14 protein-coding genes and 1 riboswitch are annotated in these 14215 nt (G+C 39.0%); of the genes, 9 read left to right on the forward strand and 5 right to left on the reverse strand.

Annotated elements, in window-relative coordinates:
- Nucleotides 1-157: 157 nt before the first annotated feature.
- Nucleotides 158-613 carry an Lrp/AsnC family transcriptional regulator gene (locus ACFX4R_RS01135; protein ID WP_043978416.1) on the reverse strand — a complete coding sequence of 152 codons (456 nt, stop codon included), beginning with the start codon at nt 611-613 and terminating at the stop codon, nt 158-160.
- A gap of 120 nt (nt 614-733) precedes the next feature.
- On the opposite strand from ACFX4R_RS01135, the gene ACFX4R_RS01140 reads away from it, so the two are divergent.
- From ACFX4R_RS01140 to ACFX4R_RS01155, 4 genes are all read left to right on the forward strand, one after another.
- The gene (locus ACFX4R_RS01140) at nt 734-1192 is read left to right on the forward strand and encodes a carboxymuconolactone decarboxylase family protein (RefSeq protein WP_043978417.1); all 459 of its coding nucleotides are present in this window, start codon (nt 734-736) and stop codon (nt 1190-1192) included.
- A 115-nt stretch (nt 1193-1307) separates the two neighbouring features.
- Nucleotides 1308-1452: riboswitch (cyclic di-AMP (ydaO/yuaA leader) on the forward strand.
- A 124-nt stretch (nt 1453-1576) separates the two neighbouring features.
- The gene (locus ACFX4R_RS01145; protein WP_013058591.1) at nt 1577-2236 is read left to right on the forward strand and encodes a potassium channel family protein; all 660 of its coding nucleotides are present in this window, start codon (nt 1577-1579) and stop codon (nt 2234-2236) included.
- A 3-nt stretch (nt 2237-2239) separates the two neighbouring features.
- Complete coding sequence (locus ACFX4R_RS01150) at nt 2240-3559, forward strand: TrkH family potassium uptake protein (protein ID WP_043978418.1); 1320 nt, start codon at nt 2240-2242, stop codon at nt 3557-3559.
- A 326-nt stretch (nt 3560-3885) separates the two neighbouring features.
- Complete coding sequence (locus tag ACFX4R_RS01155; RefSeq protein ID WP_016765202.1) at nt 3886-3966, forward strand: YjcZ family sporulation protein; 81 nt, start codon at nt 3886-3888, stop codon at nt 3964-3966.
- 187 nt (nt 3967-4153) lie between these two features.
- Here ACFX4R_RS01155 and ACFX4R_RS01160 read toward each other — a convergent pair whose 3' ends face one another.
- Complete coding sequence (locus ACFX4R_RS01160) at nt 4154-4240, reverse strand: YjcZ family sporulation protein (RefSeq protein ID WP_016765201.1); 87 nt, start codon at nt 4238-4240, stop codon at nt 4154-4156.
- Between the two features lie 174 nt (nt 4241-4414).
- On the opposite strand from ACFX4R_RS01160, the gene ACFX4R_RS01165 reads away from it, so the two are divergent.
- The 4 genes from ACFX4R_RS01165 to ACFX4R_RS01180 all read left to right on the forward strand — a co-directional run bounded on the left by ACFX4R_RS01165 (nt 4415) and on the right by ACFX4R_RS01180 (nt 10401).
- Nucleotides 4415-4912, forward strand: a complete 498-nt coding sequence (locus ACFX4R_RS01165) for a tetratricopeptide repeat protein (protein WP_230184466.1) — start codon at nt 4415-4417, stop codon at nt 4910-4912.
- Nucleotides 4913-5320: 408 nt separating this feature from the next.
- A complete protein-coding gene (gene ggt, locus ACFX4R_RS01170; RefSeq protein ID WP_377568358.1) occupies nt 5321-7399 on the forward strand; it encodes a gamma-glutamyltransferase in 2079 nt (692 codons plus the stop codon).
- Between the two features lie 436 nt (nt 7400-7835).
- The gene (gene rocF, locus ACFX4R_RS01175; protein WP_013058586.1) at nt 7836-8735 is read left to right on the forward strand and encodes an arginase; all 900 of its coding nucleotides are present in this window, start codon (nt 7836-7838) and stop codon (nt 8733-8735) included.
- 232 nt (nt 8736-8967) lie between these two features.
- Nucleotides 8968-10401: an amino acid permease gene (locus ACFX4R_RS01180; RefSeq protein WP_043978423.1), complete on the forward strand. Its 1434-nt coding sequence runs from the start codon at nt 8968-8970 to the stop codon at nt 10399-10401.
- Nucleotides 10402-10452: 51 nt separating this feature from the next.
- Here ACFX4R_RS01180 and ACFX4R_RS01185 read toward each other — a convergent pair whose 3' ends face one another.
- Both ACFX4R_RS01185 and ACFX4R_RS01190 read right to left on the reverse strand, forming a co-directional pair.
- The gene (locus ACFX4R_RS01185; protein ID WP_241771344.1) at nt 10453-11625 is read right to left on the reverse strand and encodes a hypothetical protein; all 1173 of its coding nucleotides are present in this window, start codon (nt 11623-11625) and stop codon (nt 10453-10455) included.
- A 167-nt stretch (nt 11626-11792) separates the two neighbouring features.
- On the reverse strand, nt 11793-12026 hold the full coding sequence (locus ACFX4R_RS01190) for a YczF family membrane protein (protein ID WP_043978427.1): 234 nt from the start codon (nt 12024-12026) through the stop codon (nt 11793-11795).
- 321 nt (nt 12027-12347) lie between these two features.
- On the opposite strand from ACFX4R_RS01190, the gene ACFX4R_RS01195 reads away from it, so the two are divergent.
- Entirely contained in the window at nt 12348-12665 is a 318-nt protein-coding gene (locus tag ACFX4R_RS01195; protein WP_272911111.1) for a GerAB/ArcD/ProY family transporter, read from the forward strand.
- Between the two features lie 28 nt (nt 12666-12693).
- Here ACFX4R_RS01195 and ACFX4R_RS01200 read toward each other — a convergent pair whose 3' ends face one another.
- A complete protein-coding gene (locus ACFX4R_RS01200; RefSeq protein ID WP_043978431.1) occupies nt 12694-14103 on the reverse strand; it encodes a polysaccharide deacetylase family protein in 1410 nt (469 codons plus the stop codon).
- Nucleotides 14104-14215: the final 112 nt, after the last annotated feature.

Raw genomic sequence — 14215 nt, forward strand, 5'->3', positions numbered from 1 at the left:
AGTTGTAAAACTTTCATTATTCGGAAAATTTATACCCTCCAGCTTTGGAGGGTTATTTTTTATGCTGTTGGACGAATAAAAGAGGCTGGGACAAAAGTAGTGTAATGGAAAGAAGATCCGAACGATGATTCGTTCGGATTTTTTCGTTACGTTTCAATCACTTTTCATCTTTTAAATGACTCAATAATGCAGGAGCCATCTCTACGTGAGAAAGGGCGATGTGTGAAATCGTTTTGGCATAAGGTGTAATTTCGTTAATAAATTGTTCGAGTATGTGCAGGTGAGGAAGCTGAAGCTTTGTAATAAAGCAGGCTTGCCCGGCGATGCGTTCACAGAATAAAGCGTAGGGATACTGAGAAATAAATCGTTTAAAACGCTCGTGCTCTCCGTTTTTCATCGTTACTTCAATAAAACACGACACGGGCAAATGCAGCTTTTCATAATCAATATCAATCGTATACCCTTTTATAACGCCAAAGCTCTCTAGCTGCCTTACTCGCTCTGCCACCGAAGGAGGAGACAAATTAATTTGTTTTCCTAGCTCTCGTAAGGAAAGGCGGCTGTTTTGCTGCAGCGCCTGCAAAATCGATAAATCAATTTCATCAATTTTCAATTGAAAACCTTCTTTCTCATTAACGTTTCATTTGATTAGTAATAGTCGATAAGATGTTTTATATGTAATCTGAAATTTCCATTTTTCTTACTATAATAATTAAAAAGGAGTGAGTGAAAAATGGCAAGAGTTTTGTTAGCAAACGAAGAGGGAACAAATTTTGAAAAAGCATTGAATTTAATTCCGCATGTAAAAAGATTGTATGATGAGCTTTACGACACGCTTTGGAACAGCGATATAGTAGAAAAAGAGACTAAGGAAAAAATAAGGCTTTATCTAGCAGGTGTTAACGGCTGTGAGACGTGTATGAGCATGTCATATGTAGGCGATGAGACGCTTAATCAAAAAGTGTTAAGAGAAAAAGAGCTGGAAGAAAAAGATCGCCTGCTGTTTCGATTTATTGATGTATACCGGGTGCGTCCAAAGGAGTTGACGGATGCTGATATGAATCAATTAAAGAAATTTTACAGTGATACGCAGCTGTTAGAGCTTTTAGCTGTTATTAATTTATTTGATCAATTTCACAAAATGATTGTCAGTTTAGATTTATACGATTTTTGCAGCTTGCAGGGCAAGTGAGGTCTTCCCTAAAAATATCTTGACAGACAAAATCCACAGGAGTAAGATAGCTTTCGTGAAGTGAAATGTATCATGAATCGAATCGATTATTCTAAAAAATAGATCATAGACATTTGAATAAAAATCGCTTAATCCATTACGGAGCGGAGGACCCATTATTTACGCACATATTGTGCTCCGGGGTGAATCCTTAAAAAGGTAGGGTTACTCTTAAAACCCGAACCCGACAGCTAACTTCGCAAGCGTTTTGAGGGGGAAGAGTGTGAAAAAACACAGGAGCCTTCCTGTGTTTTTTTGCGCTTTTTTTAAGAAAAAGATGTAATTTTTTAGAAAAAGTATAAGCTAAGAGAACACACAGCAGTTGAAGAAAGGAATAAATACATTATGAAAAAACAGTTTGCTGTATTGGGATTAGGTCGTTTTGGAGGCAGTTTGGTTGAAGAGTTTGCTAATCTGGATGTGGATGTGCTCGCTATTGACCGCAATCAGGAGGTAGTAAATAAATTTAGCAACTCAGCTACATATGTTGTGCAGGCGAATGCAATTGATGAAGCTAGCTTAAAGGGGCTAGGTATTCGCAATGTTGATCATGCTCTTATTTCGTTTGGGGATGATATCGAAGCGAGCGTGCTCGCAACGATGCTTTTAAAAGATATGGGCGTTAAGCAAGTATGGGTAAAAGCAGTAAATATGTATCACCAAAAGGTGCTGGAGAAAATAGGAGCGGACAAAGTCATTCATCCTGAGCGCGATATTGCTAAGCGTATTGCTCATCACGTGGTGTCAGAAAAGATCATTGATTACATTGAACTGTCAAAGGATTATAGTATTGTCGAAATTGTGGCCTCTAAGAAACTTCATAATAAAACGCTGTTTGATTTGAACATTCGTGCCAAGTACGGCTGCAACATTATCGGCTTTCAGCGAAAAGACGGGGAAATGGTGATTTCGCCTACCGCGCATGAAATAATTGAACAAGGAGATATGCTAATTGTTATCGGACATAATCGCGATTTGAACCGTTTTGAAGAAGAAGGAGTTTAACTTATGAAAAAACAAATCATTAAACTCACCCCTCCGCAGCTGCTTGTCTCCATTTTTGGCGGAGGAATTATTATAGGTGCTCTTCTATTGATGATGCCTGTTTCTACTACTGAGCCCATCCGGTGGGTAGACGCCCTTTTTACGTCTACTTCCGCGATGACAGTAACCGGCTTAGCTGTCGTAGATACAGGTACGCGTTTTACCGTCATTGGTCAAACGATTATTATGCTGTTAATTCAAATAGGCGGTCTTGGCATTATGTCATTTGCCGTGTTGATTTTTATGATGCTAGGTAAAAAAATTGGATTTAAAGAGCGTATGCTCGTTCAGCAGGCATTAAATCAAACGAGCATCGGCGGAGTTGTCCTGCTAGTTAAAAGACTGTTTATCTTTTCATTTTTAATTGAGTTTGTTGCACTTATCTTTCTAGCGATACGCTGGGTTCCGGAGTTCGGATGGTCTAAGGGGCTGTTCTTTAGCTTGTTTCATTCGATTTCGGCTTTTAATAACGCAGGGTTCGGACTATTATCTGACAGCCTGGTTCAGTATGTAGGAGATCCCATTATTAACATAACGATTTCTTTTTTGTTCATTATCGGTGGATTAGGGTTTACCGTCCTTGCAGATATGTGGGTAAAAAAATCCTATAAAAAGCTAACGCTGCATTCGAAAATTATGATCATCAGCACGTTTGCGATTAACGTGGTTGCCATGCTTTTTATTTTTTTCTTGGAGTACAGCAATCCACATACGCTCGGAAGTTTGTCATTAGGAGACAAAGTGTGGGCATCTTATTTTCAAGCTGTAACGACACGTACAGCAGGTTTTAATAGTATCGATATAGGAAGTTTGCATGATTCCACTATATTTTTAATGGTTATGTTAATGTTTATTGGTGCAGGAAGTGCTTCAACAGGAGGCGGTATCAAACTCACGACGTTTGTGGTGATTATTTTTTCTGTATGGGCATTTTTACGAAGCCGGGAAGATATTGTGCTATTAAAGAGACGACTTCTTCCTCTTCACGTGTTTAAGGCACTAGCCATCACGATGATTTCAATTATGTTTGTATTTGGGGCCATTTTCCTGTTAAATATTTCGGAAAACCTGCCGTTTGTAAAAATTATGTTTGAAGTTGTTTCTGCATTTGGAACAGTAGGTTTATCGATGGGAGCAACTCCTGAACTTTCGTACTTTGGACGCGTGATTATTATCTTTATCATGTTTTTAGGAAAAGTGGGGCCATTAACGCTTGCGTTTTCATTATCTAAGCAAAAGCGTGAAGCCGTTCGTTATCCAAATGAAGATATAATGCTGGGGTAGAAAAATCGCCTTCGATGAGGCGATTTTTTTATATTATTTATACGTTCAAGACATATAAGAGGTTACGCACAAAACAGTTGCGATGAATAAAAAGAAGGCAAAGACAAGAACAATGGGCAATTTAGAATGTCGGCGCATTAAAGGCCCCCCTTTTTTATAGTAAAAAAATCTCTTACTATATATAACGAAAGAAACAAAAATATGATTCACTTTTTTGACGAAATTTGAAGGTTTTTCTCGTTAAAAAAATCCGCACCCCTGTCCTAAACATTTTGCCAAGCTGTTGCATACACTAAAAGCAGATAACAGGAAGTGAGGGATGGTACGTGGGAAAACAAAATTTTGCGTTAATCGTTGTGTTATTTGTTTTACTTGTTATTGTAGGTGCGTCTGGCTTTCGCTTTTAAACGTTAACTTTATTTGCGCATAACCCCCGTCAAAAAGGGCATACTAGGCGGAAGTAAAAACCAAAAATTTCTTCAATATTGCCGAACAATGAGTTCCTCTACTCATTCATCTAATCGGTATGTAGCCATGCGAAAGCATGGTTTTTTTTGAAATAAGAGGATGAATGATGTTCATCCCCTCTAAAAATTAGTAGTAGCAAGAACATCCTACGATTACTAATAGAATAAATAAAACAACGATAAATGAAAAACCAAAACCGCCTTTTGCGCCCATATGTGTAACCTCCTTTAATAAAATTCTCTATATCCTATGTACTAATTGGGTTAAGTGATTGAGAAATTTGCCTATTTTTTAACGGTAACGATCTTTTGAGAAAAATGAAGAACACTTACTTTTTTCATTTGTGCAGAAATCCTTTATGATAAAGAGGAAAAGGAGGGCAAAGTGGTGGGAATACATGTAGAATACGTCATGAATCAGCTAGAAGAGGGTAAGTGGAAAGAGATCAAACGTGAAATTCAACAAGAAATGAAGAAAAAACCTCAAGCATCTGATTTGTACTGTTACTTAGCAGTTTGTTTAGCAAAGCAAATCGAAGAATCAATTATTTTTGAAAAAATGGTATTAAATTTAGAAATGGACAGAGCTCTTCATCAGGCATTAACATTAAATCCATCTTCAAGCTTGGCGCATTTCGTTCGAGGAATAAAATACCGGGAAACTCCGCTTATGTTTGGAGGGAATTACGAAAAATCGCTGTCTTACTTGCAGCGGGCCCAAGATCTTGGTTTTGAAGGGGTTATGCTGCCGCTCGAACTCGCAAAAACCTATATTCAATTAAAAGAAATGGAAAAAGCGAAAGAACAAATCGCTTATGCCCGGGAAATCAATCCTACTCACGCGGATATTAAAAAAGTCGAAAACATGCTGCAAACAGGACGGTGAATCAAAAGTCCTGTTTTATTTTTGGTTTTTAGGAAACATATGCTGATTTTCATAAAGAATTGCTTTTTATATAATAATAAGAATATTTGTAGAAATTTTAAGAAGTGCATGTAAGTCCAACGACTTCTTAACTGCTAGATTTTCTATATTATTAGAGCGTTCAGTCTACATAATTCCAAAAATAGTAAGAAACTATCAGCCTATGGATAAATTGTTAGAAAATATAGATAATTGTAAATGAATAGAGAAAAGTTAAACATGCGACTAACTAAAAAAAGCAAAGGTCTGATTTACTTTGCTTTTTATTTATACACATATGTAAAAAATATCATAATAAACCAATTTATTCTTTGTGAAATCCATCGTTTCAGACGATGTGAAATAATGTATTTGAAGGAGGAGACCCAGGTGAAGGTTATGAAGATGTTGGTTATTGCATTATTTAGTTTAAGTTTAGTTGTCACACCAGCTGCTGCTGAAGTTCCGGGTGTCGACCATTCAATGAAACGAGGTGCTACACAAGGAATTGTAGCGGCATCTCACCCGCTGGCTGCTGAAGCGGGAAGGAAAGTTTTAGCTGAAGGCGGAAATGCTGTGGACGCGGCAGCTGCCATTCAATTATCTCTCAACGTTGTGGAACCGATGATGTCAGGTATCGGCGGCGGCGGCTTTATGATGATTTATGAAAAAAAGAAAGATAAAATTACGATGCTAGACAGCCGTGAAATGGCACCAGCTGATGTCACGCCTAAGCTGTTTTTAGATTCAAAAGGAAAAGTCATCCCTTTCAGTAAGCGTCACATAACAGGAAAAGCAGTTGGAGTTCCTGGTACGCTAAAAGGAGTAGAAACAGCCCTTAAAGATTATGGAACAATGGACTTATCAGATGTTATTAAACCAGCTATTGCTCAAGCAGAACAAGGAATCAAAGTAAATTGGTCGATGGCTCAGTACATTGATGAAAATGTGGACAAGCTTGAAAGATACCAAACGGCCGGTAATGTATTCGTGCCGAATGGCAAGCCGTTAAAAGAAGAAGATAAGCTTGTTCAGCCGGATCTTGCTAAAACATTAAAGCTTATTCAAAAAGAAGGATCAGACGCTCTTTATAAAGGAGAAATTGGAAAAGCGCTTGTTAAAGAAGTTCAAAAACGCGATGGAAGCATGACCATGGATGATTTGAAAAATTACGTTGTAAAAGAACGTGAGCCGGTTAAAACAACTTACCGAGGCTACGATGTGGTTAGTGCGGCTCCTCCTAGCTCCGGCGGATTAACCGTTCAGCAGATTTTAAAGCTAATGGAAGGTTATGATGTAGAAAAAATGGGTTCCAATACGCCTCAGTATTTGCAGCATTTAACGGAAGCGATGCACTTAGCTTTCGCGGATCGCGCGGCGTATATGGCAGATGAAGACTTTTACGAAGTGCCGAAAAAAGGACTGTTAGATGAAGATTATATTAAAGAACGTCGTAAATTAATTAATCCAAACAAAGCAACGCCTAACGTCAAAGAAGGAGACCCTTGGAAATATGAAGGAAAAGAAAATCCAAATAAAGCAACAGTAAAGGAAGAAAATCCAATCGGCCAAACGACTCATTTCTCTGTTGTAGACAAATGGGGAAACATGGTTTCTTACACGACTACCATTGAACAAGTTTTTGGTTCAGGAATTATGGTTCCTGACTACGGATTTATGCTCAACAATGAAATGACGGATTTTGATGCCACTCCGGGAGGCGTGAACCAGGTTGAGCCTAAAAAACGTCCTCGAAGCAGCATGTCTCCAACGATGCTGTTAAAAGACGGAAAGCCATTCATGGCAATTGGCTCACCGGGAGGCCCAACCATTATTGCGTCTGTAGCAGAAACGATTATGAATGTTATTGACCATAAGATGCCGATTCAAAAAGCGATTTTAACACCTCGTATTTATTCAGGCGGCTATCCAACCGTAAGATGGGAACCTGGCTTTAGCCAAGATACACTTCTTGAAATGATGGCTAAAGGACATGCGTTTGAAGAAAAGCCTGAGCATATTGGAAACGTTCAAGCGGTTATCTATGACTATGAAACGGGGAAAATGTACGGAGGCGCTGATAATACGCGCCAAGGCACGGTATTAGGAGTAGACGCAATTAAATATGTATCCAAACAGCCAAAACCAATTAAAGAAGAGAAAAAAGGAGAGTTTACAGTTGAAGTCAACCGTGCCGTTTATCCATTTACTGATAAGCAAGTGAAGCTGATTGATGGAAAGCCTTACGTTCAATCCGATCGCCTGCTGTTAGGCTTAGGCGTCATTGATTCGAGTGACTTAAAGCTGTATAAACCAAATCATCACTCTTATTTATCAGTTATCAAAGTAGCCAAATCACTTGGCTACAAAGTGAAATGGGATGACAAAAAGAAAGTGGTCTCATTAGAAAAAGATCCTGGTGAAGACGATACAGGCGATGATGAAGACGGAGACGTTATTACAAATTAAAAAAGAGACTGGGACAAAAGTATTTTAGGTGAAGAAAAATCCGAACGATGAATTGAGATTCTTGATGAAGAATCCAACTCGTTCGGATTTTTTTATGGGTATGACAAATGTAGGTTTTCTGTGTGTAGTTACTTCTAGCTGTTGAATGGAATTTATTATGTCGCATCTCTTTTTTATGAAAGCAAATAAAATTGGCGATTTTAAACCAAATGACAAAAAAATTGGCGTGGTTTGCCAAAAAGTTGTAGAAATCGACAGTTTTTTTGGCGCATGTAAGAAAACCCATGATAAAAAGACTGATAGAATGCTACAAACAAAGTTGGCATCATTTTTGCATAAGAAATAGATGAGGGGCTGTATCAATGAAAAAAATACATAGTTAAATAAACACCTATGTTTACTTCACACAAAATAAAATGCAACGGAGGTATAGAAAATGAAAAAAGACATTTCAATTATCGGTGTACCCATGGATTACGGACAAACAAGAAGGGGTGTAGACATGGGGCCGAGCGCGATTCGCTATGCAGGCATGAATACACGCTTAGAAGCTCTTGGCTATACCGTACACGATGAAGGCGATATTAAAGTAGAAATTAAAGAGCGGGCAGACGTAGATAAAAATACGAATTTGAAAAACTTAGCGGCTGTAGCCAGCGGAAATGAACAGCTTGCTGCACGAGTTGAAGAAGTGAGAGAGCAAGACCGCTTTCCGTTAATATTAGGCGGAGACCACAGCATTGCAATTGGAACGCTTGCAGGAGTCGCGAAAGGTTCAGAAAATTTAGGCGTTATTTGGTATGATGCTCATGGTGATTTAAACACCGCTGAAACATCTCCATCAGGCAATATTCACGGCATGCCGTTAGCGGTGAGCCTTGGTATTGGACATCCTGTACTTTTAAATATTGGAGGGTATACCCCAAAAATCAAACCTGAAAATCTAGTTATTATCGGTGCACGCTCATTGGATGATGGTGAAAAAGAGTTAATTAAAGAAAAAGGAATTAAAGTGTATACCATGCATGAAATTGATCGTTTAGGTATGACGCAAGTGATGAAAGAAACGATTGATTATTTAAGCGGTACAGACGGCGTGCACCTGTCGCTGGACTTAGACGGCTTAGATCCGGATGATGCACCAGGCGTAGGTACACCTGTAAAAGGCGGCATCAGCTACCGAGAAAGTCATTTAGCAATGGAAATGCTAGCGGAAGCAGACATGGTTACATCTGCTGAATTTGTAGAAGTGAACCCCATTTTAGATCAGCATAACAAAACTGCAGAAGTAGCGGTTGCGTTAATGAGTTCATTGTTTGGCGATAAGCTTTTATAAGAAAGAGCTACTTAATAGGTATCGTGTAGAAGAAAATCTGTTATGATCTAATAAACGTTCATGCAGGGCTAAGCGGCTGCCATCCTCGCTACGGGGCTGGCGCCATTTGAAAAACATCCGGCATTAATGGACTTCAGCCATGAAGAGCTACCTAGTAAGCGGCTATAAAAACAAAATAAACCTAAAAAAATGAAAGCGATTTCATTTTTATGCAGCAAAGGGAGGAAATGGGATGAATATTCCACAGGGACAGCCAGGAGAATTAAAAAGAACGATGAAAACAAGGCATCTTTTTATGATATCACTAGGGGGATGTATTGGTACCGGTTTTTTCCTTGGTTCAGGTTATACCATCAATGAAGCAGGTCCGATGGGAGCAATGATTTCCTACTTAGTAGGAGGGATCATTATGTATCTAACGATGCTGTGTCTTGGAGAATTATCCGTTGCTATGCCAGTTGCAGGATCGTTTCAAACGTACTCCACTAAATTTATCGGCCCTGCAACCGGTTTTGCGATTGGATGGCTGTACTGGCTAGGATGGGCAGTAACGGTTGCGCTTGAGTTCTTAGCTGCCGGACAATTAATGCAAAGATGGTTCCCAGACTCGCCCGTTTGGTTATGGTGCGCCATTTTTGGAGCGTTAATTTTTTCACTAAATGCACTTTCAGCTAAAGCATTTGGTGAAACAGAATTTTGGTTTTCAAGCGTTAAAATTTTCGCCATCATTATGTTTATTGTTGTAGGCGGAGCGGCAATGTTTGGACTCATTGATATGAAAAGCGGACAGGAAGCACCGCTTCTATCAAACTTCTTTGCCGAAGGGCTGTTTCCAAATGGCGTAACGGCTTTGCTGATTACAATGATTACGGTGAACTTTTCGTTTCAAGGAACAGAATTGATTGGAATTGCGGCAGGAGAAAGTGAAAATCCAGAAAAAACAATTCCAAAAGCGATTAAGCAAACGGTTTGGCGTACGCTTTTCTTTTTCGTCTTATCCGTGTTTGTCCTAGCAAGCATGATTCCTCGTGAAAAAGCAGGCGTCGTAGAAAGCCCATTTGTTGTTGTGCTAGACAGTGTAGGTGTACCTTACGCGGCGGATATTATGAACTTTATCATTTTAACAGCTCTTCTTTCAGTCGCAAACTCTGGATTTTACGCGGCTACACGTATGCTTTATTCTCTTTCAAGAGAAGGAATGGCAAGTCCTGCGCTTGGAAAAGTCAACAAAAGAGGAGTTCCGTTTAATGCACTATTAATTACGCTTGTGATTTCATGTTTTTCGCTGCTTTCAAGCGTAGTGGCAGCTAAAACCGTTTTTGTGTGGCTGATTTCACTCGCTGGACTCGGTGCTCAAATTGGCTGGATTGCGATTACCGCTTCACTGCTTGCATTTCGTCGTGCTTACGTGGCTAAAGGTGGAAAAGTGGAAGATCTGAAATTTAGAACACCTCTTTATCCCGTTCTTCCTATCGTAGCGCTTATTACGAACTGTATCGTTATGATCAGTCTTGCGTTTGATCCCGAGCAGCGAATGGCGTTATACTGCGGAGGTATTTTCTTTATAGGCTGCTATGTTTATTATTATTTGAAAATTCGAAAACAAAATCAGTCAAAACAAGAGCAAGAAGTTCAGCTTGCGGAAAATAAACGAATGATTATTTAACATAAAAAACCCGGAAAATCGTGATTTTCCGGGTTTTTTATGTACTCGTTTTTAGCTATCTAGTGTTGTCTCTTCATTTTTACGTCGGCGGAGCCTCCATAGTGTGATAAGAGCAACCAGTGTAAGAACAATACCGCTGCCGAGCAGGATATGACTCACTGTTTTATCCTGCTTTTTTTGGCCTTGCTCAAAATATTTCTTGTACATTGCCACCGCAGCTTTATTTTGCTTGTATTTTCTCGGAACGCTCATTTCTTTTCCGAGTTTCCAGCCGTCTTTATAAGCTTTTTGCTGTAAAGATTTCACATCTTTATTTGAATAAAAACCTGCTTTGTACCATTTTTCTAGCTCGGGCTTGTCCTGAAGACTTTTAGGTGCTCTATAGGTCTGATAAGTGAAAGCTGAGTCGTATCCGTCTGCTTTTACGTCTTTTTGCTTTTGTTTCTGTCCTTTTTCATATCCTTGCTCAAAGGCTGTTTGCAATTCGCCTTCTGCTTCTGCAGGTACTTCTAATGAAAGGTCGTGAAAGCCTTGTACGTAGCCCTGCTTTTCAAACTGCTTTTTTTGCTGCTTCAGCACTTCGGCTTGAGCGGTTTCAAAGCCTTCTGTAAAAGCCTGACGTGTGACATCCTCATCATCATACATGCTCGGAACACTCATTGAATCATTTTCAAGACCTCGGTCATAGCCTTCTTTTTTTGCTTTAACAGATAAGTCCATTAAAGAAATAGCTTTTTTGTAGCCTTGAACATACCCTTTATTCCAGTCGGATGACTTAGAAGGAAAAGGGTCGATTTCTGACTGAATAGTAGCATGTTTGTAATCAAGGACGCCTTGCTGATAGCCTTCCTCTTCGCCGGCAGCCATTTCATTTTCTTGTTCAGTCTTGAGTTCTTCCTCTTTTTGCTGCTGTCCTTTTTTATATCCTACCGTATACCCCATCATAAACCACGTGAATTCTTCAGAAGATTTGTCCAGTCCTGTTGTTTGATCAAACTGTTCGAATTTTTTCTGTGCGTATCCATCTTCTTCTCCAAGCGAATAGCCTTCTTGATAGAGGGAGTCAAAAATTGCTTTTACATCTTCAGTTGTATCCACGTCTGTTGACTGGTCCAAAACGTCGGAAGAGGAGTCCGGGGAATCGGGAGTAGCATAAGAAGGGATGGGATCACTTGCAAGAATAAGTAAGCAAGCTGTACTAATAACGGCTAATTTTTTTTTCATCATTTCTTCACCTTTTAGTTCAAAGTCAATGTTTATTTTGTAGTTTAAGCGTACAGCTTTCCATGTAGAAAGGCGTGTAAAAGTTTTTCCAATTATGAAAATTATAACATTTAAATGAGAAGGAGAATAGGTGGTAAAAAGGAGAAATATGTGTTTTTTACGGAGTTTTATTTTTGTCCCTGTTTTGCTTTTTTCACTTTAAATGAACGATAAAACACTTCAGCTACAAAACAGAACAAAAGGAAAAAAAGGACAAATAGTTCAGCGAACTCCATAACACGAAACGGACTGTAGGCATTTTGCAAGGCCATGGAAAAACTAAATCCTTGCATCATATCCACTCCGATAGAAAATCCCATTAAGCATCCTAACAGCAAAGCTGATATCCAAACGATTTTCATACGTCTCACTCTCCGTTTTTGTTTTTTTCTTAAAAACATTCTACCGATAGTTTTTGTTATTTTTTTTGTCTTACGCTTTGATTGCTCTATTAAAAATTGCATACAAAGCATTTATTTGGAAAAAGCTAAAAAAAGAAAAGAAAGGTGTTTTTAATCGTGCCTTCTTTATTTAAAAATAAAAAAAACAAAGACAATAAAAAGGAAACAGAAGGTTCGGCGTCAGAGGAACAAGCGACAGTCCTTTATTTGTAATGAATGTGACGCTGATGCTGTTAATTATTTATACGGTGCACAAAGGATTTGAAGTAATAGCTAGAACGGCTGGACGTGTTTTTTATGATTGCATTAGTCATCGGAGGATTTGTTAAAATCAGCGTCTTTTTTTACGCCGTGATTGTTGGACTTTCCACACTGTTTAAGGTGAAACGACCTTCTGCGCTGACATATCCTGTGGGCACGGTGATTTTATTTTTTTCTTTGACGATTGCAAGTAATTTTCAAGAGCATTTAAAAGAAGGGCTAACGATTATGCCGGTGTTGCTTTTTATCCCTTTTCACGTAGTGATTCCGTTTACACTGCTCTGTATAGCACTTATTAAACATCGCATGAAAAAAACAAACGCGCTGCAGCCATCCTAATAGCTGCAGCGCGTTCGTCTGCTATCTGCTACTGCACATGCAGCTGCTCCCGCTCTTTTTTTACTTGTTCTAGCTGTGAAATCGTAACAAGCTGATACCCTTGTGCGTGAAGCTGCTTCATAATTTCAACCGCTGCTTCGGCGCTTGTTTGGTAAATATCATGCATTAAAATAACTTTTCCGTCTCCGACTTGGCTCATAACCGCTTGAACGGAGTGAGGAACGTTTCTATATTTCCAGTCTTCGGGATCGATATCCCATAGAGTCACGCCAACATTTCCGATATAACGTCTTACATTTGCGTTGACGGCTCCATAAGGAGGGCGTACGTGCAGTGGTTCATAGCCGCTTACTTGTTTAATGAGCGCTTGGGTATCGCCTATTTGGTGTTTGACCTGGGCTTCGTTCAAACGTGTGAGCTGAGGATGATCCCAAGAGTGATTTCCAACTTCGTTGCCTTCCTTGACCATACGTTCGATTATTTCAGGATAATATTGAACGCGGCTTCCTAACACAAAAAAGGTAGCGTGCCCGTTCACTTCTTTTAATCCATCTAAAATCACATTGGTAGATGCAGGGTTAGGTCCGTCATCAAAGGTCATCGCAACGACTTTTTTAGTTGGATCAATAGGCGCTCCTTGCTGCGGCATTTCGTTAACGATATGTTTTGGAGGCGTTTCCTTGACTTTATTTTTATTTGCTGCTTCGTCTTTGTAAGCATCGCTCAGCACGTCTTTAAATAAATCTTTTTGGATTGCGATTGTTTTGGTTTTTGTTTGTTCAGCACCTAGCTGATAAGGCTTAAAATAGATCACAATACTGTTTTCAAGCAGCGCAAACTGACTGAAATTTTGATTAGCTGCCTGAGTTCCTTTTTGAAGGTCCGGGTCAAAATCAGCTGTTTCCATTTGTTTTTTTAATTCAGCATATGAAATAGCCGAAAGGCGATCTAAATAGTTTGCATTTTCTTTAAATAAATTCTTTAACGTCATTTGTTTTTGAGCAGGCAGGTCAAAGGTAAAGGTTTTGAGAGAAGACGTTCCTTTCTCTCCATTTACAGATTCATATTCATCAAAGACAACGCTTAGCGTTTGCTTGCTGTAATGGACGATTTTATATGTAATCGTTAATTCAGATTTTTTCTTTTTTGACTGCTTCTTTAGCTTTTTTTCATAGTATGCCACTTGATCTGTTACATAAGCTTGAATAGATTGATCGATTTCTTTTTTACCAAAGGAAGGGTAGCTAATAGCATAGCCTCCGTCGGTAAGGTCTTTCACTAGCGTTTGAATTTCAACGTTTGGATAGGTTTGATCTGTTTGAATACTTGCCGTTTTTTTCTCTGTACTGTTTGCTTTGACGATATACCCTGCTGTACCAAGAAACAAAATACAGCATCCAAGCAGTGTCAAAATACGTTTGTAGCCCATGGTTTTCATGTGGTAATATTCCCCTTTTTGTATATATCTACCTAATAGACGCATGAGACCATCATTTAGTTTTACTTTTTTTTAAAAAAACCAAACTATTTTTCTACTCATTCCGTCTACC

Origin of the sequence: Priestia sp. YIM B13490 (assembly GCF_042787735.1) — a bacterium.
In the GTDB taxonomy this organism is placed as follows: domain Bacteria; phylum Bacillota; class Bacilli; order Bacillales; family Bacillaceae_H; genus Priestia; species Priestia megaterium.

Bases quoted from the DNA above. Each gene is read 5' to 3' on its own strand.
- ACFX4R_RS01140 (WP_043978417.1), top strand. From the start codon at position 734: ATGGCAAGAGTTTTGTTAGCAAACGAAGAGGGAACAAATTTTGAAAAA.
- ACFX4R_RS01145 (WP_013058591.1), top strand. From the start codon at position 1,577: ATGAAAAAACAGTTTGCTGTATTGGGATTAGGTCGTTTTGGAGGCAGT.
- ACFX4R_RS01150 (WP_043978418.1), top strand. From the start codon at position 2,240: ATGAAAAAACAAATCATTAAACTCACCCCTCCGCAGCTGCTTGTCTCC.
- ACFX4R_RS01160 (WP_016765201.1), bottom strand. From the start codon at position 4,240: ATGGGCGCAAAAGGCGGTTTTGGTTTTTCATTTATCGTTGTTTTATTT.
- rocF (WP_013058586.1), top strand. From the start codon at position 7,836: ATGAAAAAAGACATTTCAATTATCGGTGTACCCATGGATTACGGACAA.
- ACFX4R_RS01180 (WP_043978423.1), top strand. From the start codon at position 8,968: ATGAATATTCCACAGGGACAGCCAGGAGAATTAAAAAGAACGATGAAA.
- ACFX4R_RS01185 (WP_241771344.1), bottom strand. From the start codon at position 11,625: ATGAAAAAAAAATTAGCCGTTATTAGTACAGCTTGCTTACTTATTCTT.
- ACFX4R_RS01190 (WP_043978427.1), bottom strand. From the start codon at position 12,026: ATGAAAATCGTTTGGATATCAGCTTTGCTGTTAGGATGCTTAATGGGA.
- ACFX4R_RS01200 (WP_043978431.1), bottom strand. From the start codon at position 14,103: ATGAAAACCATGGGCTACAAACGTATTTTGACACTGCTTGGATGCTGT.